Raw genomic sequence first — 25003 nt, 5'->3', positions numbered from 1 at the left:
ATGCTGTCCTCGGGTCAGCTGCTGGCCGACCGGTACAAGCTGACGAACCGGATCGCCGTCGGCGGGATGGGCGAGGTCTGGCAGGCAAGTGACACGCGGCTGGACCGGACGGTCGCGGTCAAGATCCTCAAGGCGGAGCTGTCCGGCGACGCGGAGTTCCTGCACCGGTTCCGGACAGAGGCGCGGATGACGGCGTCGCTGAACCATCCCGGCATCGCCGCCGTGCACGACTACGGTGAGACGGTCGCGGACGAGCTGTCGATCGCGTATCTGGTGATGGAGCTGGTCGAGGGCGATCCGCTGGCCGCGATCATCACCCGCGAAGGACGGCTGAACGCCGACCGCACCCTGGACATCCTCGAGCAGGCCGGTAACGCGCTGCAGGCCGCGCACGAATCCGGTCTCGTGCACCGCGACGTCAAACCCGGCAACATCATGGTGACCCCGGCCGGTCAGGTGAAGATCACCGACTTCGGGGTCGCGAAGGCCGCCGACGCCGCCCCGGTGACCAGGTCCGGCATGGTCATGGGCACCGCCCATTACATCGCCCCCGAGCAGGCGCTCGGGCACAACGCCGAACCGGCGAGCGACGTCTATTCGCTGGCCGTGTGCGGTTACGAATGCCTCACCGGGCACCGGCCGTTCCTTTCGGAGAACGCGGTGACCGTCGCGATGATGCACATCCGCGACCTCCCGCCGCCGCTGCCGCCGGACGTCCCGCCGGGCGCCCGCGCGGTCATCGAAGCGACCTTGATCAAGGATCCGAGACAGCGGTACAACAGTGGAGGCGAGTTCGCGGCCGCGGTGGCCGCCGTGCGCGCCGGGCTGCCACTGCCGACGCCGTCGGGACTGGTCAACGTGGCGTACTCGGCGGGCCAGCCGGTGATGCCGCAGCAGGTGCCGCCGGGCCCGCACTCGCCGCCGAACCCGATGGCGGCGGTCGGACCGGCGTCGCATCCGGCCATGCACCCGGTCACCGGACCACCTCCGATGGCGGTCCGCCGCCTGCCCGGCAAGCGGCCACAATGGGGCTGGTGGGTGCTGCTCGCGGTGATCCTGGTCGCAGTACTGGTGGCAGGAGCCTTCCTCGTCGTGAGACTGGTGGGTTCGGGCAACGGACAGCAGTCAGGTGGCGTGGGAACGAGTGAAGAGGCACCGGCTCCGGGTAAGAAGCCTGTGGGTCCTTCGCCGACATCCGCGTACCCCGCGGCGCCGACGGAGGGCAGTACCGAGGAGTCGGCCGGACAGGCGAATCCAGGAATGATGAGCAGCAAACCTTGGACGGAATGGAACGGCACGCAGAGATGAGCACACCAAGACTGCTCAGCAACCGCTACGAGCTGGGCGAGACGCTCGGCTACGGAGGCATGTCCGAGGTCCACCACGGCCACGACGTGCGCCTGGGCCGGGAGGTGGCGATCAAGATCCTGCGCGCCGACCTGGCGCGGGATCCCCAGTTCCAAGAACGTTTCCGTCGCGAGGCACAGAACGCGGCGGCACTGAACCACCCGGCGATCGTCGCCGTCTACGACACCGGTGAGACGAACACCGAGTTCGGCACGCTGCCGTACATCGTCATGGAGTACGTCGAAGGACGGACTCTGCGGGACATCGTGAAGACCGAAGGCCCGATGTCGCAGAAGCGGGCGATGGAGGTCATGGCCGACGTCTGCGCGGCGCTGGACTTCTCGCACCGGCACGGCATCGTGCACCGCGACGTCAAGCCGGCGAACGTGATGATCACGAAGAACGGCGCCGTCAAGGTGATGGACTTCGGCATCGCGCGCGCCATGCACGACGGGCAGTCCGCGATGACGCAGACCGCCGCGGTGATCGGCACGGCGCAGTACCTCTCGCCGGAGCAGGCCCGCGGTGAGTCCGTCGACGCGCGTTCGGACGTCTACGCGGCCGGCTGTGTGCTGTACGAACTCATCACCGGAGAGCCGCCTTTCACCGGCGATTCCCCGGTGGCGGTGGCGTACCAGCACGTTCGGGAAGACCCGAACCCGCCGTCGTCGGTGAACCCGGCCGTGGCGCCGGAGCTCGACGCCGTCGTGCTCAAGGCGCTCGCGAAGGGCCCGGCGAACCGGTACCAGTCGTCGGCGGAGATGCGTTCGGACCTGGTCCGCACGCTGTCCGGCCAGCGGCCGTCCGCGCCGATGGTGATGTCGGAGGACGAGCGCACCCAGGTCATGGACTCCGACCGCCGGGTGCCGCAGCGCTACGACCAGTACGAAGAAGACGAGGAAGACCCGGCCGCGAAGAAGAAGCGCCGGGCCTGGCTGATCGCCGGTCTCGTGGTTTCGCTGGCCGCCATCGTGCTCCTGATCATGTGGCTGCTGGGCGCGTTCCAGGACACCAGCGCGGAGAGCAAGCCGATCCCGAACGTCCTCAACCAGAACGAGGCCTCGGCCACGGACACCCTGCGCGGCGCCGGCTTCAACTCGTTGGAGACCAAGAAGATCCCCTGCACCGGGGAGGCCGTCAACGGCCTGCCCGCCTGCGACGAGAACGACATCGACAAGGTCATCGCGATCAACCCGAACGCGGGACAGGTCACGCTGACCACGAACAAGGTCACGCTGACCGTCGGCTCCAAGCCGGGCAAGGTCAAGGCTCCGGACCTCAAGGGCAAGACCCAGGCCGAAGCCCTGGCGGCGCTGACCGAAGCCGGTCTGAAGCTCGGCGCGATCACCGAGGACGAGACCGAAGACCCGAACAACGCGGGCAAGATCTTGTCGCAGAACCCCGGCTCGCAGGCCGAAGTCGACCAAGGTTCGAAGATCGACATCACGGTCGGCAAGTCCAAGGAACTGAAGACGGTCACGAATTACAAGGGCAAGACGAAGTCCGAGGCCGACGCCGGGCTGCGGGCGGCCGGATTCACCCCGTCCTTCAAGACCGCAAGCTCCAGCGAGCCCAAGGACACCGTCATCGATCAGACCCCGAACGGCGGCAAGCTCGCTGTCGGCAGTGTGGTCACCGTGACGGTTTCGGACGGCAGCCAGGAGACCGTCGACATGCCGAACCTGAAGGGCATGACCGAGGACCAGGCGACGCGGCAGTTGCAGCAGCTGGGCTGGGTCGGTCAGCTGAACACGCAGGCCGACAAGAACGGTGACCGGGATCTGGCGGGCAAGGTCAGCAAGACCAACCCGCAGGCCGGTGCGAAGATCGCGAAGAACGCGGCGATCACGCTGTTCATCGTCGAAGGCGATGAAACGCCGACGTCGAGTTCGCGGACCGGGATCCCGGGTCTCCCGGGTGGCGGACAGTAAGTCAGCTCGAAGAAGGGCCCCGCACGGTTTCGTGCGGGGCTCTTTTCATGTCAGCCGTTCGAGAATTCCTTCGTAGGCTTGCCGGATCTGCCCGTCGCGCGTGCGCACCACGGCCGCCTTCGGTCGGGTGGCGACGAGCGCGAGGAGCAGGTCGTACATCTGCCCCGGCTGTCCGGCGCCGCCCAGCATCTCGTGGGCCTCGACGTGCTCGGGCTCGGCCGCGGCTCGGGTGCGTTCGGCGAACCGCCGGAGCGCGTTTTCCTTGGTGTCGAGGAGGACGATCTCGTGGAACTCCGCGGCCGTCTCCCCGGCGAGCGCTTCGAGCCGTTCGAGGAAGGCGGCGCGGCCGAGGAATTGGGGGACGATCACGTCGTGACCCGCGAGCAGATGCGTCCGCGCCGCGCCGATCGCGAGTTCCCGGGCGAGCGTCGACTTCCCGCAGGCGGGCGGTCCGTTGAGCGCGATGAGCCGTGGCATCAGGCGTTGCGGCGGAGCAGGGATCCGACGGCCGTCGCGCTCACGAGCAAGGCGGCGACCGCCGCCACCACGGCCACCGTGAACGGGCCGGTCAGGGGTTGTTGCGAGGTCAGGGCCCGCAGCAGCGGGTTGGCCAGCGGCAGTCCTTTCACCAGGAGCACGGCCGCGAGGGCGAAGATCGCGGCCAGGACGGACCAGCCGACGCGCGGGACCAGCAGCCGCGAGCAGGGCAGTCCGATCGCGATCCCGAACAGCGCGCACAACGCGTGCGCCGCGGCACCGAGGGCGAAGGTGCCGATCGTGAAGCCGCCGGTCCGGAGGCCGGACCACAGCACCGTCACGAGGATCAGCGCGATAGCGCAGGCGAAGACGGCCAGGGTGGCGCCGCCGAGGACCGATCGCCAGCGCCGGGCGTGGCTGAAAGTCACCAGCCGCTGGACCGGATCCTCGACGTCGAGCATCGCGATCGTCAGCCAACACGAGACCACCAGGAGCGAACCCGCGCTGATCCCGTATTGCGGCAGCAGCGGCGACTTCGGATCCGTGTAGAGCACGGTGTTGACCGCGATGTAGGCGAGGATCGCGGGGAGGTAGCGCTGGGAATGACCGAGCAGCGCGAGGTAGTAGCGGGTCATGGCGAGCACGGCGCCACCTCCCGGACCGAGAAGCCGCGGTTGAGGGCGCGCAGCAGGACTGCATCGGCGTGACCGGCTTCGACCGTCAAGACGACCTTTTCGCCGTCGGCCACGGCCTGGCTGACGCCGGGTTCCGACGACCAGTCGCCGCCAGGTCCGTGAAGGACGATCCTTGTCGCGCTTTCGGTTTCGGCACTCGTTTCGACGCGGGTCAGGAGACCGGCGTCCATCCGGTAGACGTCGTCGGCGTGGGCGTGCACGGCGGCCGCGCGATGGTCGGTGAAGACGACGCTCGCACCGCGTTCCTTGGTCTCGGCGACGAGTTCGCCGAGCACCGTGTGGGCTTCGACGTCGAGGCCGGACCAGGGTTCGTCGAGGATCAGCAGTTCCGGCCCGGCCAGGACGGCCTGGGCGAGGCCGACCTTCTGGGCGTTGCCCTTCGACAGGGTCCGCAGGGGTGCGTCCGGGCCGCCGACCAGCGCCAGCCTGTCCAGCAAGGGGTCGATGGCCGACAGGTCGGCGAGTCCGTCGATGCGGGCCATGTGCCGCAGGTACGCCCTGGCGCTCATCCGCTGCCCCGCGGGGAAGCGGTCCGGCAGGTAGCCGACGCGCGGGCTGCCCACGACGGTTCCCGAGGTCTCGCGGGAAAGCGCCGCGAGGATCCTCAGCAGCGTCGACTTTCCGGAGCCGTTCGAGCCGAGGACGCCGATCACGCGGCCCGCCGGGACGTCGAGGTCGACGTCGACGAGCACGGGCTCGCCGCGGCCGTAGCGCTTACCGACTCCTTCGAGCCGGATCAGCGAGGTCACGCAGCAGCGGCCTTCTGCAGCGCGCGGGTCGCCTGTTCGAGTTCGTTGACCGTGGCGTCGGGGACCGGGTGCCCGGCCGCGGCCATCCAGTTCGCCAGCATCCGGTGCCCGCCCTGGGTGAGCACGGACTCGGGGTGGAACTGGACGCCTTCGAGAGGCAGTTCGCGGTGACGCATGCCCATCACGACACCGGACTCGGTGCGGCCTGTGATCTCGAACACGGCGTCGTCGATGGTTTCCGGCAAAACGGTCAGCGAGTGGTACCGCGTGGCGGTGAATTCGGCGGGAAGTCCGGCCAGGACTCCTTCGCCCGAATGGTGGACTTGACTGGTCTTGCCGTGCAGCAGTTCCGGGGCGCGGTCGACGGTGGCGCCGAAGACGACACCGAGGGCCTGGTGGCCGAGGCAGACGCCGAGCATCGGGATGCGTTTCTCGGCGCAGACCCGGACGACGTCCATGCTCTGACCAGCGCGTTCCGGGGTTCCGGGGCCGGGAGAGACGAGGACCGCGTCGAACTCGCCGAGCTTGTCGATCTCCACCACGTCGTTGCGCCAGACGGTGCACTCGGCGCCGAGCTGGGCCAGGTACTGGACCAGGTTGTAGACAAAACTGTCGTAGTTGTCGACGACGAGCACGCGCATGAACTCAGCTTAGCGGCTCCCACCAGGTGGACCGTACGCCAGATCACAATGATTGTTAGGGCAACCTAACTTACCGTGGTAGGGGTGAGCCGTTCTCTTCGTGTAGCCATCGTGGGTGCCGGTCCGGCCGGCATCTACGCCGCCGACATCCTCGACAAGTCCGACGCCGACGTGACGATCGACCTGTTCGAGCGCATGCCGGCGCCGTTCGGGCTGATCCGGTACGGCGTCGCGCCCGACCACCCCCGGATCAAGGGCATCGTCACGGCCCTGCACAAGGTCCTCGACAAGCCGAACATCCGGCTGCTGGGCAACGTCGACTACGGGACCGACCTGAAGCTCGACGACCTGCGCCAGTTCTACGACGCGGTGATCTTCTCGACCGGCGCCATGGCCGACCGCGCGCTCGACATCCCCGGGGTCGACCTCGACGGCAGCTACGGCGCCGCGGACTTCGTCTCCTGGTACGACGGGCACCCGGACGTGCCGCGCACCTGGCCGCTGAACGCGACGTCGGTCGCGGTCCTCGGGGTCGGGAACGTGGCGCTCGACGTGGCCCGTGTCCTCGCGAAGACCGCGGACGAGCTGCTCAGCACCGACATCCCGGAGAACGTCTACCAGGGCTTGAAGGCCAGCCCGGTCACCGATGTGCACGTGTTCGGGCGCCGCGGCCCGGCTCAGGCGAAGTTCACGCCGCTGGAACTGCGGGAGCTGGACCACTCGCCGAACGTCGAGGTCATCGTCAATCCGGAGGACATCGAGTTCGACGAGGGCAGCATCGCCGCGCTGCGGGCGTCGAAGCAGATCGACATGGTCGTGAAGACGCTGCAGGAATGGGCGATCCGCGACCAGGGCGACCGGCCGAAGCGGCTGCACCTGCACTTCCTGCACTCGCCGTGCGAGATCGTCGGCGAGGACGGCAAGGTGACCGGTCTGCGGACCGAACGCACCGAACTGACCGGTGACGGCAACGTGCGCGGCACCGGCGAGTTCCACGACTGGGACGTCCAGGCCGTCTACCGCGCTGTCGGTTACCTGTCTTCGCACCTGCCGGAAATCCCGTTCGACCACACCACCGGGACCGTGCCGAACCAGGCGGGCCGGGTGCTGGACATCGACGAGGACCAGGTGCCGGGCGTCTACGTGACCGGCTGGATCAAACGCGGCCCCGTCGGCCTCATCGGCCACACCAAGGGCGACGCGGCCGAAACGATCGCGAGCCTGCTCGCCGACGCCGACAACCTGGCGACCCCCGCGGTGGACGACCCCGACGCGATCCTCGACTTCCTCGCCGAACGCGGCGTCCCCTTCACCACCTGGGACGGCTGGGGCAAACTCGACGCCCACGAAAAGTCCCTCGGCGTCCCGCACGGCCGGGAACGCGTCAAGGTCGTGGAACGCGACGAAATGACCCGCATTTCCCGCTCTTAACTCACCTACCCAGCCCCCCACCCGTCCCAGGGGGCGGCCCCGAACCCAGTCTACCGGCTGGGGCCGGGAAAAGGGCTGGTCAGCGCGGGTTGTCCACAGCCGGGAAGGGTTGTGGACAACCTCGGGAATGTCACGGAGGGCCCCACCGGTGTGGGGTCCTTCTTGGCGTTCAGGGAGGGTGGTCGTGAGTGGCGATTCGGGTTGGCGAAGGGGGCTTTCGCCGCATCGCACGCGGGGAAGGTTCCCTTCGCGTCACCTCTAGCTGGTTTCCGGTGCCCAGGCCGCGCTACGCCACTGTCCCGAAGGGGGCCTTCAGGACGTTGAACGTCTTCAAGGGGGCCTTCACGACACCGAGTTCCCGACCCCGGAAAGCCCCAGCGACATGACACGGTGCCCGGACCGACGCGTCACCGCCGCTCACGACCCACCCGACCCCAAGTACGCCAAGACAGCGAGGACGCGGCGGTTCGTGTCGTCCGAAGCGACGATGCCGAGTTTCGCGAAGATGTTCGCGGTGTGCTTCCCCACCGCCCCCTCGCTGAAGTGCAGCCGCCCGGCGATGGCGGCGTTGGAACAGCCCTCGGCCATCAGTTCGAGCACCTCGCGTTCCCGCGGGGTCAGCGCGGCGAGCGGGTCGGAAGCGTTGCCCGCCACCAGTTTCGCGATCACCTCGGGATCCATCGCGGTCCCGCCACCCGCCACGCGCCGTACCGCGTCGATGAACTGGTCCGCGTTGAAGACGCGGTCCTTCAACAGATATCCGATCGCGCCGGCGCCGTCGGCCAGCAGCTCGCGCGCGTAGAGCTGCTCGACATGTTGTGAGAGAACCAAAATCGGCAATCCGGGGATGTCGCGCCGCACCGCCAGCGAGACCTGCAGGCCTTCGTCGGTGAGCGTCGGCGGCATCCGGACGTCGACGACCGACACGTCCGGCCGGTGCGAACGCAGCGCCCGTTCCAGTTCCGGCCCGGTCCCGACCGCCTCGACGACGTCGAAACCGTGCGCGGTCAGCAAATGCGTCAGGCCGTCCCGGAGGAGGTACTGGTCCTCGGCGACGACGCATCGGGGTCGAGCTGGCACGGGATCTCCATGATCGCCTTCGTCGGCCCGCCGAGCGGGCTGGTCAGAGCAAAAGTACCGTCGAAGACACCCAGCCTGCTTTCGATCCCGCGAATCCCGCTCCCCCGGGCCGCGTTCGCGCCGCCTTTCCCGTCGTCGGTCACCTCGATCCGCAGCAGACCGTCGTCGTAACCCAACTCGATCGACACTCGCCGCGCCTCGCCGTGCTTCGCCGCGTTGCCCAGCAGCTCGCTGACCGCGAAGTACGCGCACGCTTCCGCGGGCTGTTCGAGCCGGGGCACCACACCGTTCACCGAGGCCCGCAGCGGACTGTCCAGCGCCATCGCCCGCACCGCGTCACTGAGACCGCGCTCGGACAACACCGGCGGGTGAATCCCGCGCACCAGCAGCCGCAACTCGGTCAGCGTCTCGGACGACGTCTGCCGGAGCTCGGCGGCCAGCCGTTTCGCCTCGGCCGGATCGCTGTCGATCAACGCTTCGACGGCACCCAGCTTCATCCCCATCGCGACCAGCCGCGACTGGACGCCGTCGTGCAGATCCCGTTCGATGCGCCGCATCTCGGCGGCTTGCGCGACCGAGGCGTCCGTCCGCGTCTGCTTGATCCGTGCGACGCGCTGTTCCAGGCGCGAAGCCTCCGTCGGCCCTAGAAGCAGCTTCGCGAACTGAGCTCCCAGGCGGGCAAGCTGCGGCGTCGCGACCAGCCCGACGACGAAGGCCGCCACGGCCACCGGAGTCAGCGCGAGAGCCTGCCAGTGGGTGGTCGCTTCGGGCAGGCCGATCATCGAGAACCAGTGCGTGGTCGACCAGGCCGTGTCCGTCCACTGCGCGATCGGCCGCCAGACCCACAGCGCAAGGAGCCCGTGGAAGCCGAAGAGCACCAGCGCCGCCGTCGGCACCGCCATCACAGCCAGCACCACCGAGTTGACCACCGCGGCCGCCATGTCGCGCCAGGTCGCGCGGTCACGCATCACCCAGCGGTAGCGGTCGAGCCGCGCCGGCCACCACGGCGTGTCGTACAGCTGACGTCCGCGCTGGTAGAGCCCGTCCGCCCGCGGCACGGGGAACGACGGCTCCGGCAGGTACGGCCGGTCGATCCGGACGCCGGTCCAGTTCTTGGCCTCGCGGCGCAAGGTGTCGGTGACCGACCGGCCGGCGATGACCAGCGTCGGGAACAGCGGCACCAGTCCGACCAGCATGAGCAGTGTCGGGACCGCCATCGCGAGCTGCGCGACCGACAGTCCGACCAGGCCCAGCTGGAACCCCAGCGCCTTGAGACGGCGTTTGAACCAGCCCTCGTCACGAGAGGACCCTTCACGCGGGCCGAGCCACCAGCGCGTCCAGCGCCCGTACACGCGCAGCGCGACGGGTCCGGTCAGCAGCACGGCGGGCACGAGCACCAAACCGGCGAAGGGGTTCCACAGCTGCCAGCCGAGGTCACGGCCGGTCGCCGGGTCGTCGGAGATCCATTCGAACCGTTTGGTCCACCGCAGGAACCACGACCGCTTGAACAGGCTGTTCCCGTCGCGGTACCAGCCGTCGCGCTCGCGTTCCGGCTCGGGCGGGGCGGGGCGGTACGGCGACTCGACCTCGATGCCGCACCAGCGTCCGGCCAGCCGCCGGGTCAGCGCGGCACGTGGACGCGTCCCCTCCAGGGCCAGCGTGTACGCGAAGACCAGGCCGACGCACAGGATGCAGAAACCCACCAGTTCGAGCAGCAGGTCCAGCCAGCTCACCAGGGCGAGGGCCGCGAGCACGAGGCCGCGGCGCACCGAGGTGAGGTACTTCCGAATCATGCGAGAAGTCTCGCGCACCGACCGGCCGGAACGCAGTGGCCGCAGCCCCACGAGCGGGGTGGGTCCAGCCCCACCCCGGTTGGGCTTCTAGACCCATCCAAAAGCAAAACCTTGCGCCATAACGTTTTCGCATGCCACTCATCGAAGTCACCAACCTCCGCAAGACGTACGGGGAGCACGTCGCGGTCGACGACGTTTCGTTCCACGTGGAACAAGGCGAGATCTTCGGGATCCTCGGGACCAACGGCGCGGGCAAGACCACCACCGTCGAATGCCTCCAGGGGCTGCGCACGCCGGACTCCGGCAGCGTCTCGGTCCTCGGCCTCGACCCGAAAACGGACCACGCGGCACTCAAGCAGCGTCTCGGCTCCCAGCTCCAGGAGAGCCGCCTGCCGGAAAAGCTCAAGGTCCAGGAGGCACTCGAGCTCTACGCCTCCTTCTACGCCAACCCCGCCGACCCCGGTGACCTGCTCGCAAAGCTGGGTCTCACCGGTCAGCGGAACAAGTACTTCGGCAAGCTTTCCGGCGGCCAGAAGCAGCGCGTCTCGATCGCGCTCGCCCTGATCGGCCGCCCGGAGGTCGCCGTCCTCGACGAGCTGACCACCGGACTGGACCCGCACGCCCGCCGCGACACCTGGAAGCTCGTCGAGGGCGTGCGCGACACCGGCGTCACCGTCCTGCTCGTCACGCACTTCATGGACGAGGCCGAGCGCCTTTGCGACCGCCTCGCGGTCTTCGACGCCGGGCGCGTGGTCGCCACCGGCAGCCCGCTCGAACTTCGCGACCGCACCGGGAAGACCTCTTTGGACGACGCCTTCGTGACCCTGACCGGCCGCGACTGAAACGGGAGAAGACAGTGCACACGCTCGCCAAGATCACTTTCACCGAAACGAAACTCGCGCTGCGGTCGCCGGCCTGGGTCCTCGGGGGACTGCTGTCGCCGACAGTGTTGCTGCTCGGCATCGGCGCCATCCCTGCCCTCCGGACGGAGAGCGAGAAGACCCCGGGCATGCGGTTCATCGATGTCTGGGTGCCGTCGCTGGTGGTGCTCACCATCGCCCTGATGGGCCTCCAGGCGATTCCCGCCGTGATCGCGGCCTACCGCGAACAAGGCATCCTCCGCCGCTTCGCCACCACGCCGGTGCATCCGGCGAAGCTGCTGGTGGCGCAGCTGATCATCAACGTCACCGTCACGATCGCCGGTGTCGGCCTGCTGATCGCGTTCGGCTCCGCCGTCTTCGACGTCCCCGGGCCGCGGCACCCGCTCGGCTTCCTGCTCGCGTTCGTGCTCGGCACGACGGCGATCTTCGGTTTCGGGCTGATCGCCGCGTCGATCGCCAAGACCGGCCGGGCGGCGGGCGGGATCGCGATGGTCGCCTATATCCCGATCATGTTCCTCGGTGGCGTCTACCTACCGCGCCCGTTGCTGCCGGATGTCATCCAGACCATCGGCGCGTACGTCCCGCCGGGCGTCAAGGCCATGGAGGACGCCTGGACCGGCGCCGGCGCCCAGCCGCCGCAACTCGCCGTGTTGGCGGCTTTCGCGGTGGGCAGTTGTGTCGTGGCGGCGAAGCTCTTTCGCTGGGAGTGACGACGGCTTCCGCCAAAGTGGTGATGATGATCGTTTTCTCTTGTGGCCCGGGCCTCGGGTGGGTAGTCAGGAAGACGGCCCACGTTCACTGTGTCTCTCTCGGAGGTCCGATGTCACTGGATGTATCGCCCGCGCTGCTGGAGAAGGCCGAGCGCGGAGAGGTCTCCGACGCCGAATTCGTCGCCTGTGTCCGGGAATCCCTGCCCTACGCCTGGACCGTGATCACCGGTGTCATCGCCGAGGCCGAAGGCGCGTCTGACGGATTCGCCGACAACGAGACGCCGCCGCCGAGCGAAGCCGAACGCGGCCAGCTGCTGCGGGCGCTGGCCTCGGACGCCATCCGCGGCGGATTGGAACGGCACTTCGGCGTGAAGCTGGCTTTCCAGAACTGCCATCGCGTCGCCGTGTTCAAACGGTCCCAAGTGGACAGTGACCGCTACCGCGCGTTCGTTTCGGTACGCGGGCAGCTGCTGAACCAGAGCCCGGAACTCCGCGACTGCTAGTCGTTTTTCAGCCCGAAGCACGCTTTCCCGCCGAGGGCTCATCAGCGCAGCGCGGGTAGCACCTCTTCCCCGATCCGCGCGATGTTCTCGAGCGTTCCCTCCGGCGTACCGGACGCTTCCACCATCATGATCACGTGGGAGACCCCGGTACGCCGGATGCTCGTGCCCAGCCTGTCGACGCAGTGTTCGACGCCGCCGATCGGGTGCATCTCGCACAGCCTGTCGGTGTAGGACACGGGATCCTTGTCCAGCCCCCGCCTGCCGTCGAGGTACACGTGACCGGCGAAGCCCTCCTTGAGGGAGCCCGGCAACGCGGACCGCACGACGGCCGGCGCGTCGTCCCCGACCTGGCACATGACCGTCGAAACGTGCCCGGCGGCGGGATCACCGTACGCGGCGAGGGTTTCGATTTTGGCGTCGTCGTCGGTGTGCAGGCCCAGCAGCATCGGCAGGCCCCGATCGGCGGCGAGCCGGACCGCGTTCGAACGGGCGTCGCCGCAGGCCACGACCAGGCGCGGGGCCCGCTCCGGCCGCGGCACCATCGGCACCTCCCGGAACTCGAAGTGGTCACCGGCGGCCGAAACGGTCTTCGACGTCATCGCCGCGAGCAGCAGATCGAGGCTCTCCTCGAACCCTGTTTCGTAGCGGGACTCCCCGGTGCCGAACACCTCGAGGTCCTGCCACGGTCCGCCGCGGCCGACGCCGATCCGCAGCCGTCCGCCGGAAACCGCGTCGAGCAGCGACCACTGTTCGGCGAGCGCCACCGGATGCGCGATCGACAGCACGCTCACCGCGGTGCCGACCGTGATCCGCTCGGTGCGGCCGAGCACGTGCGCGGCGAGGGTGATCGCGGACGGGCAGACACCATAGGGCATGAAGTGGTGCTCGGCGAACCAGACGTCGTCGAAGCCGGCCCTCTCGGCGGCGATCGCGGCGTCGACCGAACGGCGCAGGACGTCGGCGTCCTCCTGCCCGGGAAACCGTCCGGAGACGAGAAAAACTCCGAATCGCACGGTTACTGGACCGCGACCTCGTTGAACCACAAGCGCGGCTCCAGCCAGGGGAAGACGACGAACATCAGCAGCGCCACGACCCCGAGCGCCAGCACGACCGCTGTCGCCAGCTTCACCGCGAAGGGGCCCGGCAGCTTGCGCCAGATCCAGCCGTACATCAGCGCGCCTCCGAGATCTTGGGCAGCAGTTCGGCGTAGGAGCCGACCTGGGTCTTCGGCACCTGCTGGGTCAGCACCGAGTGGATGATGAGCCGTTCCTTCGCCGAGAACTGCGGGTGGCAGGTGGTCAGCGTGAGCAGCGAGACCTGCTCGGCCTTCGGCAGGATCTCCGGGTCCTTGTACGGCACCGGGTTCACCGTGTCGCCCTTGGTCGGGAACACGATGCGGCGGCCGTTGGTCTCGCCGTAGGCGCCGCCGTCGACGGCGTTCGGGTCGCGCAGTGTCCCGACGTTCTTGCACTTCGGCTGGGCGCCCTTGCCGGCGGCCCAGCCCTCGACCTCGTCCTTGTACGGCAGGACCTTGTAGATGTAGAAGTCGGTCTGCGTCTCGATGACGATCTGGTCGCAGGAGCCGAGGTTGTCCAGGTCGTTGAACGGCGCGCCCTTGCCGACGCGGTGCCCGGCGACGGCGAAGTTGCCCGGCTCGCCCGGCAGCGCGGTGCCCTTGTAGTGGCCCGGTCCGACTTCGAGCGCGGCCTCGGTCGTGCCTTCCTGGATGGTGAAGTTGAAGTCGGCGCCGAACACCGGGATGTGGATCCTGGCGAACGCCCTCCCGTCGACGAGTTCCGGATGCAGCTGCCGGTCCTTCGACCAGTCGCCGTCCAGCTCCGAACTGGCCTCGGACTGCTTGCCCGCAGAGAAGAGGTCGGTCACGTAGACCTCGTAGACCATGAACAGCAGCACCACCAGACCGGCGGTGATGAGGAGTTCGCCCACGGTCCGGATGGCGGCGCCGCCCTTGCCCAGTTCCCGCGGCGGCGGGCGTTCCTCGGTCGCGACGTCACCGCCGACCGGTTCGAAGATGACGGTCTCCTCGGTCGACCCGGCCGGTGGCGCGGGACGACGGCGAGGCGGGGGCGCGTCGGATCGTCGGCGAGGCGGCGGACCGTCGTACGACCTGCCCTCCGGCGGCCTCCGCCGAGGCGTCGGCGACTCTCCCGGGGCGCAACGCGGCGAAGTTCCCTCCTCCGGCCTACGCCGGGGGGCCGGACGGCCCTCGCCGGGTGGGCGTCCGGAGTACCGCCGTCGGTCCCCACCCGGCTCTTCCCGCTCAGCCACTACGCAAGCTCCTCATTCTCGAACCAAGCCGCAGTGTCGAACCAGCACAGTGTCGAACCGTGTGTGACACCATTGTCACAGTGCGGGAAATCGACCGGTCCCGGACGGTGCCCAGCGGCGCTCGTTTACGTTAACGTGTGCACGTGGCGCTGGTTGCGCACCCGAAAGCGGGTCATCGCCACCAGGGATGCCGAACAGTACGCGAGGAACACGATGCCGAAGTCCAAGGTCCGTAAGAAGACGGCGTACACCCCGCCGACCGACCGCCGCACGCCGGTGAAGGTCAAGGCCGCGGGCCCGTCGAACCTGTTCTACAAGATCGTGATGTTCGGTCTCATGCTGATCGGCCTGTTGTGGCTGGTCGTCAACTACATCGCGGGCGACAAGATCCCCTTCATGGCGGATCTGGGCAACACGAACTTCGCGATCGGCTTCGTGCTGATGATCGCCGGGTTGCTCATGACCATGCGGTGGCGGTGACCATTACCCCGGATGGCGGCTTGACGCCTAATTACACCGGTGTGACTCATCCCCAGTGTGGATAACCCCTGTGGATAACTACCCCACCTCGTGGGCTCCGCAGCAGAACGTTGTGGTAGTGGCCTGGGCGCTGACCCTGTTGTTGCTGGCAGGCGTGACGTGGCTGGCCATCGGCGGTGATGTCGGCGGCACCGTTCTGACCGGGGTCGCGATGCTGTCCGTCGGCGCGCTCGCGCTGCACGGAACCCTGCTCCGTCCCCGGCTGGCCGCCGGTCCCGACGGAATCCTGGCCAGGACCGTCGGTGGCGCGCACCGCTGCTCCTGGAACGAAACCCGGCTCCGGCTGCGCACGACGCGCCGGCTCGGCCGGGACAGCATGACCCTCGAGGTCGATTCCGGCGAACTCCTGCTGGTGTTCGGCCGGATCGACCTCGGCGAGGACCCCAGGGACGTCCTGGACGTCCTCACGGCCCTCAAGGGTCAGGCGTTGTCGTAGTAGTGGACGTCGCCGTCCGGGCCGTGTGACCAGCCCGGAACGGCCGGGCCGACCGCGGGCGGCGCGTACTCCCCGAAGATCTCGTACGGCGAGGCCGGCGAGCAGATCGGGTTGATCTTGACGACGCAGGTCCGCAGCGATCCGCTGAACTTCGCCTTGACGTGCCGGGGCCGCTGGTCCTGGACCACCGCCTGGCCGGCGGTGACCTCCCAGCCGGTGGCCGCGCCCGGCCCGGTCGTGCCGACGGTCTGCGTCGCCACCGAGGAAGTGACGCCGGGATCCCCGAAGCAGATTTTCAACGCCGCATCGACGTAGGCGACACGCAGCGTGATCGCGCTGCCCGAGCCGAGGAAGTAGCGTTTGGTGTAGGTCTGGCAGGTTTCCGCGGCTTCACCGGCCTGCGCGACAGACGGTGCCAGCGCCGCGGCCATCGCGGCGACGGCCGTGAGCAGGACTGCCTTGCGAATCTTCATCTCGAACCCCCACGTTGTCGATGTTGACGATCAACGTGAAAGTACCCAGCCCCGTTGCTTCTCCACCGGGTCTTCATGTAACCCACTTGGGGGAAGCGGGACTACTCCGGGTAGCAGACGTAGCTGGGCGCGCCTCGGCTGGTGGTGAGCTCACAGGACGCGGAAATCGTCTGTGAGTCCTTCCAGACGATGAGTCCGATCATCGCCACGACGACGATCGCGATCCCGCCGAGCTGCCATTTGAGCCTGTTCTTCTCCGGCGCGTACAGCAGCGCGAAGGTCGCCAGGAGCCCGGCGACGAAACCGCCCGCGTGCCCGAGGATGGAGATGCCGGGCACCTGGAACGTGATGAAGACGTTCAGGCCCAGGATCACCAGCAGCCAGGTCGGATTGAGCCTCAGCTTGATGACGATGACCGTGTACGCGCCGATGAGCCCGAAGATGGCGCCGGACGCGCCGACCACCGGCACGGCGTCGAGGCCGCTGAACACCAGGTTCGCGGCCGAGCCGCCGATCATCGAAACGAAGTAGAGCACCGTGAACGGGACGCGGCCGAGCGCGGTCTCCAGCGGGCGGCCGACGAACCACAGCGAGAAGGCGTTGCTCGCGATGTGCAGCAGGCCGAACTGCAGGAAGCCCGACGTGAAGATCCGCCACCACTCGTTGCCGGCCAGCGTCGCCGGGTTCCACAGTTCGCCGAGCTGGAAGAGCTCCGAGAAGTTGTTGCTCGAGATGCTGCCGGACTGGGCGACCGTGACGAAGAAGATGACGACGTTGAGCGCCAGGAGGACCGGCGTCACGACAGCCGTCTGGGACGGCTGGGCGCCGGCGAGGGTGCGCGCGCCGTAGCCGGCGTCGCGGTACTGCTTCTGCTGGGCGCGGTCCTGCTGGCGGCCCGTCTGGACGCAGTCGGTGCACTGGAAGCCCACGGAGGCTTCACGCAGGCAATCGGGGCAGGCCGGACGCTCGCAGCGTGAACAGCTCAGCCCGGTCGGCCGGGTCGGGTGCCACCAGCAGCCGGGCATGGCGGCCTGCTGGTACTGGGGATTCGGTGGTTGGCTCACGATGCCACCAACCTACCGAAATCCCCCGTAACCGGCTTCGTGATCAGCGGGTGATGCTGACCTTCTCGATGACGACGTCCTGCAGCGGACGGTCGGCCGGACCGGTCGCCGTGCGGCCGATCGCGTCGACGACGTCGCGGGAAGTCTGGTCCGCGACCTCTCCGAAGATCGTGTGCTTGAAGTTCAGGTGCGTCGTCGGCGCGACGGTGATGAAGAACTGCGAGCCGTTGGTGCCGGGTCCGGCGTTGGCCATGGCCAGCAGGTACGGCTTGGAGAACTGGAGTTCCGGGTGGAACTCGTCGCCGAACTTGTAGCCGGGGCCACCGCGGCCGGTGCCGGTCGGGTCGCCGCCCTGGAGCATGAACCCGTCGATGACGCGGTGGAAGACCGACCCGTCGTAGAACGGACCGGAGTTCTCACCCTGCGCGTTGGGCTGGGTGTACTCCTTGCTGCCCTCGGCGAGCCCGACGAAGTTCGCGACCGTCTTCGGCGCGTGGTCGGGGAACAGGTTCAGGTTGATGTCACCCTGGTTGGTGTGCAGAGTGGCCTTCAGCGCGCCACCAATGAGGGATCCCTTGCTTTCAGTCACGAGCTTCATCGTGCCATCTGCGGCAAGATCTGGGGAAAAGGGGCACGATAGGTTACAAGCAACGAAGCAGAATCAAAACGATTGATGAGGTGAAGGCCATGACCCGGGCCGCAGATTCGGTGAGCGAGTCGGCGAAGGCCGGCGCGCTCGGCCTGCGCAAACGCGCTGTTGAGGCGGGTAAGGAAGCCACCGCCCACGCCGTCGAGGTAGCCGAGCAGAAGCTCTCCGAGAGCGCCGGTGAGATCGTCAAGACCAGCCGTCGCGCGCGCAAGAAGCTCGCGAAGAAGACCGAACTGACCCGCAAGGAGCTCAAGCGCAGCTCGAAGGCGGCTCGCAAGGAGGCGCTGGCCAGGCTTTCCGAGATGCGGAAGCCGGGCAGGAAGGCACGCAAGGCCGCCATCCTGGCCGCGAAGTCGGCCGGCGAGTCCAAGCGCCGGGGCAAGAAGGACTTCAAGGCGGCGAAGAAGGACTTCAGGTCCGCGCTCGTCGAGGCGAAGACCGCTGCCAAGGGGACGCGCAAGCGTCGTCGCTGGCCGTGGGTCATCGGTATCGCCGTCGTCGGTGCCGGTGCCGCATACGCCCTGCGTTCCAAGCAGGAGCCGCCGGTCGCGCCCGCGCCGCCGAAGGCTCCGCCCGCTCCCCCCGCGAAGCCCGCCGCTCCGGCCGCGGCCGCTCCGAAGCCCGCTGCCGCGAAGCCCGCCGCTTCCGGTCCGGCTGGGGGTTCGGGTGCGGCCAAGCCCGCGGCTCCGAAGCCCGGCGCCCCGAAGAACGGGCACCAGGCCTCAAGCGCCAGCTCCGCCGACAAAAAGAACTGACGCCTAACCTTCGTCTTTCTGCTTGTCGCTAGGGCCCGCCTAGTGACCCCTTCAGGTCACTAGGCGGGTTCTTCACGTCTCGGTGCCGAAGATCAACGCGCCCGACAACAGCACCGGCGGACTCGTCTCGCCGAAAGCGCGCCAGCGCGACGGCGAGACTTCACCAGTCGCGCGCCCTCTTTCGGGCCGAAGGCCCACGTAAACGCGATGAAGGGGCGCCTCCCCGCCCACGTGAGTGGAAAGCGGGTCGACGCCCCTTCGGCGCTTTTACGTCAGCGCGCGATCAAATCAACACAGCGCTGTCTAATCGCGCTCCGCGCGATTAGACAGCGCTAGCGTGCTTGTCGATCAGCTGGCCGAGGCGGGGAAGGGCCTCCTCGACGTTCTTCTTGCCGTTCGGGCGCAGCTTGCCGTAGACCTTCTTGATGCTGTCACGGCTGCTCTTGTCGGCGCGCGCGTCGGTGACCGACAGGAGCGCGTCGGAGGCCTCGTCGCCGCGGCCGACCAGGTAGGCGCCGAAGTCGTTGCCGCCCTTGGCCTTGTAGTCACCGTAGAACGGCTCGAGGGCACCGGTGAAGTCGTCGAGCAGGGCGTCGACGGCGGAGGGGATGATGCCCGGCTTGATCTTCTTGACGGCGGCGAAGCCGGTCTTCACGACGGCACCCGAAACGCCGCCCTTGTCGGAGACCTCGGCGTCGACGAGACCTTCGAAGTCGCTCACGACCGCCGGGCGACGGCTGGAGTCGAGCAAGATTTCCTTGAGGGTGTCAGCCACGAAACCTGTCCTTTTGTCTTTTGGGGAGAAATGATCTTGTGTGCCGCCGAGCCACACCGCAAGGCGGCCGCCGCCGGATCTGGCGTCGCGCTGGTCCCGCGAAACCTCGCGCGTGCGGCACAGGGTAGTACAAGATCAACTTCACTCTGACGTGTGGATACCACTACCTAGAGCTTCAGCTCACCGATAGCCTCCTTCGCCACCGTACGTGCCTTGATGCTCTGCTTCTGGTTTGTGGTCACGACTACCGCGTTCCCGCCCTTCGCGACGGCGTAGACGGCGCCGTCCCCGGAGGGTTGGTAGCCGCCTTTCCAGCCCGTCGGTTCGTCGGCCGGGTTGGAGGTGTCGATGGGGGCGGCTTGATCGACAAGTGCCTTGGCCACGCCCGGTTCTCCGACGTAGACGCGCACGGTGAGCTGCAGTTTCCCGCTGAGCGCGTAGAAGAAGCAGGTCGGATGCGGCTGGTCGGCCGAGGTCTTGACCTTGGAGACCTTCTGCCCGTTGGCATCCGAGATGAACTCGGTGCTCAGATACGGGCACGGGCCTTTGCCGGTGGGTTCCGGCGCGGCCGGGATCTGGGGTGCCGGGGTGTTCGACGGCGCGGGGCTCGCCGCAGGCGGCGGCTGTTCCGTCGGCCCGCAGGCCGCCAGCAGTGGCACGACGAGCGGCAGGATCAGAAGACGTCGCATGATGGTCCAGTGAAGCAGAGCGGCGTCCAGTGAAGCAGAGCGGATCATTACCGCGCCGGTGCGACCATCCGCCCTGTTCATGCGACGATGGCGGTGCGTGACGGGTCTTCAGGAGGCATCAGTGCTCACCAAGGAGCAGTACCTGGGTGCGGTGGCAGAGCGTATCCAGCGCAGCGGCGGCAGGCTGAACACCGTTCAGATCGGTCCGAGCACGGCCGTCGTGGGGCTGTTCACCGAATCCGTGATGATGTCGACGATGAACTACTGCGTGGTCGCGGCGGCGATCCCGGAGGTGTCCGCGCCCGCGTTGTACGACTTCACCGGGCTGGCGACGCAGCACGCGCGCGCGAACGTGATGGGCACTGTCGGCTGGACGGCCGCTTCGGTGGTGATCGCCGGTCTGATCGGTGACCGGGTGTACCCGGATGCCGCGCAGGCCGCGTCGGCGAAGTCCGGCAACCAGTTCGGCGGCGAGACGCGCATGGTGGCCGTCGATGTTTCGGCGGCGCAGATGTACGCGTTCGTCGGCGGGAAGCTCTGGGGCGCCGCGGTTCAGGGTTCCGTCAACGCGAAGCTGACGTTCTGTTTCCCGCAGCCCGCCGAGGTCTATCAGCAGGTGCAGTGGCAGCAGGCGCAGGGCCAGCAGCCGCCGATGCCGCCGCCCGGTCAGCAGCCGCCTCCCGGCTGGCAGCCGCAGCAACCGCCGCCGCAGTACCCGGTCGGCCCGCCGCCCGCGCAGGGCCCGCCGCCGGGGCAGCATCCGCCGCACTATCCACCGCCGGCGCCCGGTTATCCGCAGCACGGCCAGCGCCCGCCGGGGTACTGATGAGCCGCACTTTGCGTGGCTGGTCGTCGTTCCCCGAAGACCTGCCGGTGTTCGACACCGAGGCCGCCCCGGCGACCCCGCGTGAGCTTTTCCTGGAATGGCTCGAAGAAGCGGGAGAACACGTCCTGGCGCCGCACGCCGTCACACTGTCCACAGTGGACGCCGAGGGGATGCCGGACGCGCGGGTCGTGATCCTCAAGGACGTCGACGGGGACACCTGGGCGGTCGCGACGAGTTCCGAAAGCCCGAAAGGTGTCCAGCTGGCGAAGAATCCGTTCGCCGCGCTGACGTTCTTCTGGCCGGGACGAGGCCGTCAGATCCGGCTGCGCGGCCCGGTCTCGCCCGCCGATCCCGAGGTGTCCGCGGCCGATTTCACCGCCCGGCCGCCGGCGTCACGGGTGGAGGCGTTCATCGGCAGGCAGTCGCAGGTGCTCGAAGATCCGGCCGATCTGGACCGCGCGGCCGAGGAAGCGCACCGGTGGGTCGAGGAGAATCCCGGCGTGGCACCGGAAACCTGGACCCGCTATCTGGTGACGCCGTCCGAAGTGGAGTTTTGGCAGGCCAGCCACGATCGGCGGCACAAGCGGCTCCGCTACCGGAGCGAGCGCGGGACCTGGCTCAAAGAGCACCTCTGGCCGTAAACGGTAACTGGGAACGACGATCGTCGGGTTGTCGTGGACGATTCACTTCGGCGACGGTGAACGCCACCTTGTCCCCTGATCGTTCGGAGGCGAAATGTCCACACGCCGTCGCATTTGGGGCGCCTTGGCCGCCACAGGGCTCGCCCTGCTGGCCGTCACGACGCCCGTCGCGAACGCCCAGACCGGCGACCCGGCGAGAGGGCTGTATTCGGTGGAGGGCGCGAACGACTCCGCCAAGCGCACCGCCGTCGCCCGCACCGGTGTCGACATCGCGGGCTCACGCGGTGGCGCGCTGACCGTCGTCGCCACGCCCGATCAGGCCGCGAACCTGCGCGCGAACGGGTTCGGCCTGAAGTCGCTCGGCGACTTCGACAGCATGCTCAAGCAGCGCAGCGGGCGCGCGGGCACCTCGGCGGTCGCGGGTGACTTCCCGCCGGGCGACGAGGCGTACCACACCTACGCCGAAACGAGCGCTGAGCTGCAGAAGGCCGCGAAGGACCACGGCGACATCGCGACCCTTTCGAGCGTCGGCAAGTCCTACGAGGGCCGCGAGCTCAACGTGCTGAAGATCAGCGACAACGCGGCCAAGGACGAAGACGAGCCCGAGGTCCTGTTCACCTGCAACCAGCACGCGCGCGAGCACCTCACCACCGAGATGTGCCTGCGGATCGTGGACCGGTTCACCAGCGGGTACGCGACCGACCCGGCCATCAAGAAGATGGTCGACGAGCACGAGATCTACGTGATCCCGAACGTCAACCCGGACGGCTCCGAGTACGACATCACCGGCGGCGAGTACCAGGGCTGGCGCAAGACGCGGAAGCCCGTGCCGGGCAGCAGCGCGGTCGGCACCGACCCGAACCGCAACTGGGACTACAAGTGGAACTGCTGCGGCGGGTCGAGCAACAGCCCGTCCGCCGAGGACTACCACGGTCCTTCGGCGTTCTCCGAGTCCGAGACCAAGGCTGTCGCGGAGTTCATGAACTCCCGGGTGGTCGGCGGCGCGCAGCAGATCAAGGCGCACATCGACTTCCACACCTTCTCGGAACTGGTGCTCTGGCCGTACGGCTACACGAAGGCCGAGACCGACACGGGCCTGAGCGAGGAGGAGGCGAAGCGCTTCGCCGACGTCGGCAAGCAGATGGCCGCCACCAACGGTTACACGCCCGAGCAGTCCAGCGACCTCTACGTCACCGATGGCGACATCAACGACTGGGCGTGGGGCAAGCACAAGATCCTCAGCTACACCTTCGAGATGTACCCGAAGGACGGCGGGATCGACGGCTTCTACCCGCCCGCTTCGGTGATCCCGGAGCAGACGGCCCGCAACGACAAAGCCGTCGACATCCTGATCAACGAGGCGAAGGCCTGACCCGGCTCAGTTCCTGAGATCGGCTACTCGCGACGCCCGGCTCTTCGGCGAATCCAAGCTGAAGCTCCGGGCGTCGCCCAGCCGGTCGCGGACGAACTCCTGTGTCTCCGCGACCGTCTCGCGCAACGCGGCGTCCTCGTCGCCGAAGAACTCGTAGACGATCTTGTTCGTCTCGGTGTCGAATTCCCACAAGCCGGCGAAGCGGCCTCGGTCGACGATCAGGTGGGTCGGCGGATCCGCCTGCCCGCCCAGGATCTCCCCCGCGCGGCCACCAGGCACCGGACGTTCGACATCGGCGTCGTCGAGCAGCCGCGACATCTCGCGGTGCAGAAGGTGGATGCCGTCGATCCCGGCGAGCAGCGCGTACGACGGCTTCGACGGGACGGTGAACCCGGCGAACTCGTCCGCGAGTTCCTTGGGCATCAGCAGGTCGGTGCCGTCGAGCGGCACGAGGTCCAGCTGTTCCACGGCTTTCTTGGCGCTCGCCGCGGTGAAACCGGAGAACCAGCGGAAATGCTTGAGTGACGCCGGGGCGGCCCACGAGAAGTACCGCCGGGCCAGTTCGGTCCGCGCGGTGTCCATGTCGGTCAGCCCGCCGCGCGGGGACGGCGTCCAGCGGACGTAGCCGTAGCGCTGGTGGTCCAGCCGTCCGTTGACCGGGACCCGGCGGATGTCGCCGCGGACCTGGAGCAGGCCGAGCGCGAGCGGCAACGTCGTGGTGGTGCCGCGTTTGCGGCCCGCCTCCCCGAGGTTGCGCACCGCGGCCCCGGCGGCTTCCTTGATCGCGGCCGGGCCGAGCGGTTCGGTGGACGCGTCGAGCAGGTCGGCGACGGTCACGCACAACTGCTCGATTTCGGCCTGCGTGACGCCGAGGTACTTCTCCGCGGCCGCGAGTTCACCGGCCGGTGCCCCGGCTCCGACGGTCAGGCCGAGTTCGAAATCCGCCGACGGCAGGACGTAGGTGCAGCCGCGGGCCGAAGGCAGCTCGTGGATGGCGAGCCGGGCGACGTCCGCGTCGACCGTCTCGCGATCGAGCCGGGCCCTGGCGAAAAGCCCCAAATAGGGCGCCGAACCGCCGACCGAACGCATCCAGCCGGTCCGCTCCAGCACGGCGGCCGCCGTCGCCCCGTGCAGCGATCCGTCGAGACCTTGCCGATGTGCCCACCACGCGCGCAGCTTGTCGGTCGCCATGTCTCCACGGTATGGGCATTCGGTGACACCCCGCAGCCTGGCACGATCGACAGGTGCGCAAACGGTTCTCGGACGGGTCACCGATCGCGTCGACGGTGGTCACCGGCGATGACTTCGACGAACTCGAGAACACCTTCCAGGCGTTCCTCGCGCCGGAAACGGTCAAGCTGCACACCGCCACGCCCACCGGATCCTTCGACATCTCCCAGCTCAGCGGCCTCCGAGTCCCCGGGATCGACCCGGGCGGCCTCTCGGTCTACGAGCTGACGCTGGACTCCGACGTCGTGCTGCAGGGCGAAGAGACTCCGGACGCGTACACCGTGGTCGTGACCCTCACCGGCCGGAGCCGGGCCACGATCGGTGGCGAGGTCGTCCCGTCGCGGCACGTCGTGACCGGTCCGGGTACGCGGTTCCAGACCGCCTACGACCATCCCGACATCCTGCTGCTCCGCGTCGGCAAGCTGCTGGTGGCGGACACGATGCGCGAACGGCTCGGCGAGCTGCCGACGTCGCCCCTGCGGTTCGAGCCGATGATCGTCACGACGTCGGGGATGGACCAGTGGCTCACCCTGCTCCACACCTTCAGCGAGACCGCCGCGTCCGGCCTGTTCGACCGGTCGCCGCTGGCCGCTTCGCATTTCGAGAAGCTGCTGCTGCACGGGCTGCTCGACACGCAGCCGCATTCGCTGTCCGGCGAACTGGCCGAAGAACGGCCGAGGCCGAAGTCGACGGCGGTGCGCCGCGCGATGACCTACTGCGAGGAGCACGCCGCCGAACCGGTGTCGATCGGCGAGCTGGCGATGGCCGCGCGGATCAGCGTGCGCTCGCTGCAGCTGGCGTTCCGGACCGAACTCGGGCTGACGCCGATGGAGTACCTGCGCCGCGTCCGGCTCGACCACGTGCACCAGGACCTGCTCGCGATCGCCCAGGGGCGCGCCGAAGGCACCGTCACCGACGTCGCGCTGCGATGGGGCTTCACGCATCTCGGCCGGTTTTCCGGTCTTTACCGCGACACCTACGGCAGACTCCCTTCGGAAACGGCACGACTCACCGCCTGAAGGAGCC

The 25003-nt window shown here is 68.3% G+C and carries 28 protein-coding genes; 13 read left to right on the top strand and 15 right to left on the bottom strand.

Annotated features, from left to right (window positions below):
- Both ACZ6YV_RS04275 and pknB read left to right on the top strand, forming a co-directional pair.
- Window positions 1–1308, top strand: a complete 1308-nt coding sequence (locus ACZ6YV_RS04275; protein ID WP_465508240.1) for a protein kinase domain-containing protein — start codon at window positions 1–3, stop codon at window positions 1306–1308.
- Window positions 1305–3278 (top strand): Stk1 family PASTA domain-containing Ser/Thr kinase, encoded by a 1974-nt coding sequence (gene pknB, locus ACZ6YV_RS04270; protein WP_465508536.1) that lies wholly within the window; start codon window positions 1305–1307, stop codon window positions 3276–3278. The genes ACZ6YV_RS04275 and pknB overlap by 4 nt, the downstream gene beginning before the upstream one ends.
- Before the next feature lie 45 nt (window positions 3279–3323).
- Here the strand turns inward: pknB and ACZ6YV_RS04265 are convergent, their stop codons facing one another.
- From ACZ6YV_RS04265 to ACZ6YV_RS04250, 4 genes are read right to left on the bottom strand one after another with little or no spacing between them, the layout of a single operon-like run.
- Window positions 3324–3755, bottom strand: coding sequence for a hypothetical protein (locus ACZ6YV_RS04265; protein ID WP_465508239.1), 432 nt, complete (start codon window positions 3753–3755; stop codon window positions 3324–3326).
- On the bottom strand, window positions 3755–4399 hold the full coding sequence (locus tag ACZ6YV_RS04260) for a hypothetical protein (RefSeq protein WP_465508238.1): 645 nt from the start codon (window positions 4397–4399) through the stop codon (window positions 3755–3757). The genes ACZ6YV_RS04265 and ACZ6YV_RS04260 overlap by 1 nt, the downstream gene beginning before the upstream one ends.
- Complete coding sequence (locus ACZ6YV_RS04255) at window positions 4387–5199, bottom strand: ATP-binding cassette domain-containing protein (RefSeq protein ID WP_465508237.1); 813 nt, start codon at window positions 5197–5199, stop codon at window positions 4387–4389. Before ACZ6YV_RS04255 ends, ACZ6YV_RS04260 begins: the two co-directional genes overlap by 13 nt.
- Entirely contained in the window at window positions 5196–5840 is a 645-nt protein-coding gene (locus tag ACZ6YV_RS04250) for an aminodeoxychorismate/anthranilate synthase component II (RefSeq protein WP_465508236.1), read from the bottom strand. The genes ACZ6YV_RS04255 and ACZ6YV_RS04250 overlap by 4 nt, the downstream gene beginning before the upstream one ends.
- 111 nt (window positions 5841–5951) lie before the next feature.
- Here ACZ6YV_RS04250 and ACZ6YV_RS04245 point away from each other — a divergent pair, with 111 nt between their 5' ends.
- Window positions 5952–7271 (top strand): FAD-dependent oxidoreductase, encoded by a 1320-nt coding sequence (locus ACZ6YV_RS04245; protein WP_465508535.1) that lies wholly within the window; start codon window positions 5952–5954, stop codon window positions 7269–7271.
- Window positions 7272–7688: 417 nt separating this feature from the next.
- Here the strand turns inward: ACZ6YV_RS04245 and ACZ6YV_RS04240 are convergent, their stop codons facing one another.
- Both ACZ6YV_RS04240 and ACZ6YV_RS04235 read right to left on the bottom strand, forming a co-directional pair.
- Window positions 7689–8351, bottom strand: a complete 663-nt coding sequence (locus ACZ6YV_RS04240; RefSeq protein ID WP_465508235.1) for a response regulator — start codon at window positions 8349–8351, stop codon at window positions 7689–7691.
- Window positions 8291–10144, bottom strand: a complete 1854-nt coding sequence (locus tag ACZ6YV_RS04235) for a sensor histidine kinase (RefSeq protein ID WP_465508234.1) — start codon at window positions 10142–10144, stop codon at window positions 8291–8293. Before ACZ6YV_RS04235 ends, ACZ6YV_RS04240 begins: the two co-directional genes overlap by 61 nt.
- 131 nt (window positions 10145–10275) lie before the next feature.
- On the opposite strand from ACZ6YV_RS04235, the gene ACZ6YV_RS04230 reads away from it, so the two are divergent.
- The 3 genes from ACZ6YV_RS04230 to ACZ6YV_RS04220 all read left to right on the top strand — a co-directional run bounded on the left by ACZ6YV_RS04230 (window position 10276) and on the right by ACZ6YV_RS04220 (window position 12238).
- Window positions 10276–10986 (top strand): ABC transporter ATP-binding protein, encoded by a 711-nt coding sequence (locus ACZ6YV_RS04230; RefSeq protein WP_465508233.1) that lies wholly within the window; start codon window positions 10276–10278, stop codon window positions 10984–10986.
- Window positions 10987–11000: 14 nt separating this feature from the next.
- Window positions 11001–11735: an ABC transporter permease gene (locus ACZ6YV_RS04225; RefSeq protein ID WP_465508232.1), complete on the top strand. Its 735-nt coding sequence runs from the start codon at window positions 11001–11003 to the stop codon at window positions 11733–11735.
- Window positions 11736–11845: 110 nt separating this feature from the next.
- On the top strand, window positions 11846–12238 hold the full coding sequence (locus tag ACZ6YV_RS04220; protein WP_020632687.1) for an SCO5389 family protein: 393 nt from the start codon (window positions 11846–11848) through the stop codon (window positions 12236–12238).
- A 41-nt stretch (window positions 12239–12279) separates the two neighbouring features.
- On the opposite strand, the gene ACZ6YV_RS04215 is transcribed toward ACZ6YV_RS04220, so the two are convergent.
- The 3 genes from ACZ6YV_RS04215 to ACZ6YV_RS04205 are packed head-to-tail and all read right to left on the bottom strand — an operon-like array spanning window position 12280 to window position 14527.
- Window positions 12280–13251 (bottom strand): LLM class flavin-dependent oxidoreductase, encoded by a 972-nt coding sequence (locus tag ACZ6YV_RS04215; RefSeq protein WP_465508231.1) that lies wholly within the window; start codon window positions 13249–13251, stop codon window positions 12280–12282.
- Between the two features lie 2 nt (window positions 13252–13253).
- Complete coding sequence (locus ACZ6YV_RS04210) at window positions 13254–13409, bottom strand: hypothetical protein (protein WP_465508230.1); 156 nt, start codon at window positions 13407–13409, stop codon at window positions 13254–13256.
- The gene (locus ACZ6YV_RS04205) at window positions 13409–14527 is read right to left on the bottom strand and encodes a class E sortase (protein ID WP_465508229.1); all 1119 of its coding nucleotides are present in this window, start codon (window positions 14525–14527) and stop codon (window positions 13409–13411) included. Before ACZ6YV_RS04205 ends, ACZ6YV_RS04210 begins: the two co-directional genes overlap by 1 nt.
- A 213-nt stretch (window positions 14528–14740) precedes the next feature.
- Here ACZ6YV_RS04205 and crgA point away from each other — a divergent pair, with 213 nt between their 5' ends.
- Window positions 14741–15007: a cell division protein CrgA gene (crgA, locus tag ACZ6YV_RS04200; protein WP_005161856.1), complete on the top strand. Its 267-nt coding sequence runs from the start codon at window positions 14741–14743 to the stop codon at window positions 15005–15007.
- A 118-nt stretch (window positions 15008–15125) separates the two neighbouring features.
- Complete coding sequence (locus ACZ6YV_RS04195) at window positions 15126–15503, top strand: PH domain-containing protein (RefSeq protein ID WP_465508534.1); 378 nt, start codon at window positions 15126–15128, stop codon at window positions 15501–15503.
- Here ACZ6YV_RS04195 and ACZ6YV_RS04190 read toward each other — a convergent pair.
- From ACZ6YV_RS04190 to ACZ6YV_RS04180, 3 genes are all read right to left on the bottom strand, one after another.
- Window positions 15488–15976: a hypothetical protein gene (locus ACZ6YV_RS04190; RefSeq protein WP_465508228.1), complete on the bottom strand. Its 489-nt coding sequence runs from the start codon at window positions 15974–15976 to the stop codon at window positions 15488–15490. The two genes, ACZ6YV_RS04195 and ACZ6YV_RS04190, sit on opposite strands and share 16 nt — an antisense overlap.
- 101 nt (window positions 15977–16077) lie before the next feature.
- Window positions 16078–17040 carry a rhomboid family intramembrane serine protease gene (locus ACZ6YV_RS04185; RefSeq protein WP_465508227.1) on the bottom strand — a complete coding sequence of 321 codons (963 nt, stop codon included), beginning with the start codon at window positions 17038–17040 and terminating at the stop codon, window positions 16078–16080.
- 43 nt (window positions 17041–17083) lie between these two features.
- Entirely contained in the window at window positions 17084–17638 is a 555-nt protein-coding gene (locus ACZ6YV_RS04180) for a peptidylprolyl isomerase (protein ID WP_465508226.1), read from the bottom strand.
- A gap of 89 nt (window positions 17639–17727) precedes the next feature.
- On the opposite strand from ACZ6YV_RS04180, the gene ACZ6YV_RS04175 reads away from it, so the two are divergent.
- On the top strand, window positions 17728–18444 hold the full coding sequence (locus ACZ6YV_RS04175) for a hypothetical protein (RefSeq protein WP_465508225.1): 717 nt from the start codon (window positions 17728–17730) through the stop codon (window positions 18442–18444).
- Window positions 18445–18766: 322 nt separating this feature from the next.
- Here ACZ6YV_RS04175 and ACZ6YV_RS04170 read toward each other — a convergent pair whose 3' ends face one another.
- Both ACZ6YV_RS04170 and ACZ6YV_RS04165 read right to left on the bottom strand, forming a co-directional pair.
- Window positions 18767–19219 (bottom strand): DUF6918 family protein, encoded by a 453-nt coding sequence (locus ACZ6YV_RS04170; protein ID WP_465508224.1) that lies wholly within the window; start codon window positions 19217–19219, stop codon window positions 18767–18769.
- 167 nt (window positions 19220–19386) lie between these two features.
- On the bottom strand, window positions 19387–19908 hold the full coding sequence (locus ACZ6YV_RS04165; RefSeq protein ID WP_465508223.1) for a DUF2020 domain-containing protein: 522 nt from the start codon (window positions 19906–19908) through the stop codon (window positions 19387–19389).
- Window positions 19909–20029: 121 nt separating this feature from the next.
- Here ACZ6YV_RS04165 and ACZ6YV_RS04160 point away from each other — a divergent pair, with 121 nt between their 5' ends.
- The 3 genes from ACZ6YV_RS04160 to ACZ6YV_RS04150 all read left to right on the top strand — a co-directional run bounded on the left by ACZ6YV_RS04160 (window position 20030) and on the right by ACZ6YV_RS04150 (window position 22747).
- Window positions 20030–20734: a hypothetical protein gene (locus ACZ6YV_RS04160; protein WP_465508533.1), complete on the top strand. Its 705-nt coding sequence runs from the start codon at window positions 20030–20032 to the stop codon at window positions 20732–20734.
- Window positions 20734–21375, top strand: coding sequence for a pyridoxine/pyridoxamine 5'-phosphate oxidase (locus ACZ6YV_RS04155; protein WP_465508222.1), 642 nt, complete (start codon window positions 20734–20736; stop codon window positions 21373–21375). Before ACZ6YV_RS04160 ends, ACZ6YV_RS04155 begins: the two co-directional genes overlap by 1 nt.
- 94 nt (window positions 21376–21469) lie before the next feature.
- The gene (locus ACZ6YV_RS04150; protein ID WP_465508221.1) at window positions 21470–22747 is read left to right on the top strand and encodes a M14 family metallopeptidase; all 1278 of its coding nucleotides are present in this window, start codon (window positions 21470–21472) and stop codon (window positions 22745–22747) included.
- A gap of 6 nt (window positions 22748–22753) precedes the next feature.
- On the opposite strand, the gene ACZ6YV_RS04145 is transcribed toward ACZ6YV_RS04150, so the two are convergent.
- Window positions 22754–23938, bottom strand: a complete 1185-nt coding sequence (locus tag ACZ6YV_RS04145; protein ID WP_465508220.1) for a DNA glycosylase AlkZ-like family protein — start codon at window positions 23936–23938, stop codon at window positions 22754–22756.
- Window positions 23939–23991: 53 nt separating this feature from the next.
- On the opposite strand from ACZ6YV_RS04145, the gene ACZ6YV_RS04140 reads away from it, so the two are divergent.
- Complete coding sequence (locus ACZ6YV_RS04140; RefSeq protein ID WP_465508219.1) at window positions 23992–24996, top strand: AraC family transcriptional regulator; 1005 nt, start codon at window positions 23992–23994, stop codon at window positions 24994–24996.
- Window positions 24997–25003: the final 7 nt, after the last annotated feature.

Source organism: Amycolatopsis sp. NPDC102522 (assembly GCF_055584485.1).
The sequence above is the reverse complement of the archived record's forward strand: the minus strand, read 5'-3'. Positions and strand labels throughout refer to the sequence as shown.